Origin of the sequence: Pannonibacter anstelovis, assembly GCF_036881715.1 — a bacterium.
Taxonomy (GTDB): domain Bacteria; phylum Pseudomonadota; class Alphaproteobacteria; order Rhizobiales; family Stappiaceae; genus Pannonibacter; species Pannonibacter anstelovis.
In genome coordinates this window covers 2,501-6,171 of the sequence record NZ_JBAKBF010000025.1, presented here as the reverse complement: position 1 = coordinate 6,171, position 3,671 = coordinate 2,501, and the positions used below count along the sequence as shown (strand labels likewise).

Annotated in this window: 1 tRNA gene, 2 rRNA genes and 1 pseudogene; 1 reads left to right on the top strand and 3 read right to left on the bottom strand. The window is 55.0% G+C overall.

The features are described from left to right. Positions 1–267 (top strand): annotated as a pseudogene (locus V6L75_RS20955) (hypothetical protein); the annotation flags it as partial. Positions 268–416: 149 nt separating this feature from the next. On the opposite strand, the gene V6L75_RS20950 reads toward V6L75_RS20955, so the two are convergent. The 3 genes from V6L75_RS20950 to V6L75_RS20940 form a co-directional block, all read right to left on the bottom strand. Then, positions 417–493, bottom strand: a tRNA-Met gene (locus V6L75_RS20950). Positions 494–561: 68 nt separating this feature from the next. Then, positions 562–676: ribosomal RNA gene (gene rrf, locus V6L75_RS20945) — 5S ribosomal RNA — on the bottom strand. A gap of 200 nt (positions 677–876) precedes the next feature. Then, positions 877–3,598 (bottom strand): 23S ribosomal RNA (locus tag V6L75_RS20940). Positions 3,599–3,671: the final 73 nt, after the last annotated feature.

The window sequence follows — 3,671 nt, the reverse complement described above, 5'->3', positions numbered from 1 at the left end:
GCCGTTTTCCGTCGTGCTGTCATTTTTGGTCGTCTTTTACGTGTGAGGGGCCGTTTGGAGCGGGAGGGTTGTGTGGTGCATCTGATCGCTGTTCAGATTGATGATCTTTCTGATCTTCTTTTGGGTCTTGTCCGGATTGGTGGAGAGATTTCGTCTGGCGTTGGGATTGCTTCTTCGTGCGGGGTCTGTGATCTGCTTGTCGGCCGGGCGGTTGGGCGCGATCCTCGAGATGAGGGGAAGCTTTTTCAGAGCCGAGATTTCCGGTGATTTTGCGTTGTGTTGCTTTGGTTTTTTTGGTGGGGGTGGGGTTTTGGGGTGTTTTTGTTTCTGTTTTGTTCTTTTGTGATTATATGAGCGACTTTAAACGGTTTTATCCCCGCTTTTGGCGAGGTTTTTTTTGTGTTTTTGGATTGATTTGGTTGCGGGGGCAGGATTTGAACCTGCGGCCTTCAGGTTATGAGCCTGACGAGCTACCGGGCTGCTCCACCCCGCGTTGAGGTGTATTGGCGGTTTGTTGCCGCGGTTTGTTGAAGAGATTGATTTGTTATCTGCGTTTTGCAGGCCTGGCAGCGACCTACTCTCCCGTGTCTTGAGACAAAGTACCATTGGCGCTGGGGGGTTTCACGGCCGAGTTCGGGATGGGATCGGGTGTTGGCCCCCCGCTGGGGCCACCAGGCCGGCGAAACGCAGATATGAGGAACTGGTCTTGTTTCAGCGGGTGCTGATCGATGATTTTCAGAGGCGCGAGGGACGTAACGGACCGGAGGTCCGCAAGCGCGACGCGCGCCGGCCGGTCAGGCCGCCCTCCTGGAGGGGCAGGCGTAAGCCGTGCGCCCCGTGAGGGATTTAGAATGGAATGGACATTGATTAATGAGAGTGATCAAGCCGAACGAGCTATTAGTAAGGCTCAGCTTCACGCGTTGCCGCGCTTCCACATGCCTCCTATCGACGTGGTGGTCTACCACGGCTCTTCAGGGAGAACTTGTTTTGAGGTTAGTTTCCCGCTTAGATGCCTTCAGCGGTTATCTATTCCGAACATAGCTACCCTGCACTGCGGCTGGCGCCACAACAGGTCCACCAGAGGTTCGTCCATCCCGGTCCTCTCGTACTAGGGACAGATCCTCTCAATTCTCCTACACCCACGGCAGATAGGGACCGAACTGTCTCGCGACGTTCTGAACCCAACTCACGTACCGCTTTAAATGGCGAACAGCCATACCCTTGGGACCTGCTCCAGCCCCAGGATGCGATGAGTCGACATCGAGGTGCCAAACAACCCCGTCGATATGGACTCTTGGGGGTCATCAGCCTGTTATCCCCGGCGTACCTTTTATCCGTTGAGCGATGGCCCTTCCACGAGGGACCACCGGATCACTATGGCCGACTTTCGTCTCTGCTCGACTTGTCAGTCTCGCAGTCAGGCAGGCTTATGCCATTGCACTCGACGAGCGATTTCCGACCGCTCTGAGCCCACCTTCGCGCGCCTCCGTTACCATTTGGGAGGCGACCGCCCCAGTCAAACTACCCGCCACACACGGTCCCGGATGCTGTTACATCGCGGTTAGATATCCATGACGACAAGGGTGGTATTTCAAGGATGACTCCACGAGAGCTGGCGCCCTCGCTTCGACGTCTACCACCTATCCTACACATGTCGACACGAATACCAGTGTGAAGCTGTAGTAAAGGTGCACGGGGTCTTTCCGTCTGACCGCAGGAACCCCGCATCTTCACGGGGAATTCAATTTCACTGAGCCTATGCTGGAGACAGCGGGGAAGTCGTTACGCCATTCGTGCAGGTCGGAACTTACCCGACAAGGAATTTCGCTACCTTAGGACCGTTATAGTTACGGCCGCCGTTTACCGGGGCTTCAATTCGGAGCTTGCACACCTCCTCTTAACCTTCCGGCACCGGGCAGGCGTCAGACCCTATACGTCGCCTTACGGCTTCGCAGAGCCCTGTGTTTTTGATAAACAGTCGCCACCCCCTAGTCTGTGCCCCTCCTGACCGGTTGCCCGATCAGAAGGCTCCCTTCTCGCGAACTTACGGGAGCAATTTGCCGAGTTCCTTCAGCATAGTTCTCTCAAGCGCCTTGGTATGCTCTACCTGTCCACCTGTGTCGGTTTAGGGTACGGTCTATAATGCGGGGGCTATTTCCTGGGACACCTTCACCGCATCCCCAATCCAGTAAGGGGATACGATACACGGCATCCGTCACCACCCGCAGGCTGCAGAATATTAACTGCATTCCCATCGACTACGCCTTTCGGCCTCGCCTTAGGGGCCGGCTAACCCTGCTCCGATTAACGTTGAGCAGGAACCCTTGGACTTTCGGCGAGCGGGTCTCTCACCCGCTTTGTCGTTACTCATGTCAGCATTCGCACTTCCGATACCTCCAGCAGCCCTCACGGGTCTGCCTTCATCAGCCTACGGAACGCTCCGCTACCGCGCACTTACGTGCACCCGCAGTTTCGGCACATGGCTTGAGCCCCGTTACATTTTCGGCGCGGAACCCCTTGTTTAGACCAGTGAGCTGTTACGCTTTCTTTAAATGATGGCTGCTTCTAAGCCAACATCCTGGTTGTTTTGGGAGTTCTACATCCTTTCCCACTTAGCCATGATTTGGGGGCCTTAACTGGCGGTCAGGGTTGTTGCCCTCTCCACAATGGACGTTAGCACCCACTGTGTGTCTGCCAGATAGTACTTCCTGGTATTCGGAGTTTGGTTAGGATCAGTAAGACGGTAAGTCCCCATAGCCCATCCAGTGCTCTACCCCCAGGAGTATTCGTCTGACGCTCTACCTAAATAGATTTCGCGGAGAACCAGCTATTTCCGAGTTTGATTGGCCTTTCACCCCTAGCCACAACTCATCCCCGACTTTTTCAACAGGCGTGGGTTCGGTCCTCCAGTGCGTGTTACCGCACCTTCAACCTGGTCATGGCTAGATCACCCGGTTTCGGGTCTAATCCAACGAACTAAGGCGCCCTATTCAGACTCGCTTTCGCTACGCCTACACCTACCGGCTTAAGCTTGCTCGTTAAATTAAGTCGCTGACCCATTATACAAAAGGTACGCTGTCACCCTCTCGGGCTCCAACTGTTTGTAGGCATCCGGTTTCAGGATCTGTTTCACTCCCCTCGTCGGGGTGCTTTTCACCTTTCCCTCACGGTACTTGTGCACTATCGGTTAGCAAGGAGTACTTAGGCTTGGAGGGTGGTCCCCCCATGTTCAGACAGGATTTCACGTGTCCCGCCTTACTCAAGGACTTGCAGTCTCTCTACCCGTACGGGGCTGTCACCCGCTGAGGCCCGACTTTCCAGACGGTTCCGGTTCTAAACTGCAAGCCACTGGCCTGGTCCGCGTTCGCTCGCCACTACTAGCGGAGTCTCGGTTGATGTCCTTTCCTCCGGGTACTTAGATGTTTCAGTTCCCCGGGTTTGCTCCCTTGCGGGTACTCCATACGGAGTGGGTTGCCCCATTCGGAAATCGCCGGATCAAAGCTTATTCGCAGCTCCCCGACGCTTATCGCAGCGTATCACGTCCTTCATCGCCTCTTGCTACCAAGGCATCCACCGAATGCCCTTAAGACGCTTGATCACTCTCATTATCGATGTCCATTCCATGTTTGATCACCAGATAGCCGAAGCCACCCAGTGCAAACAGGTCATCG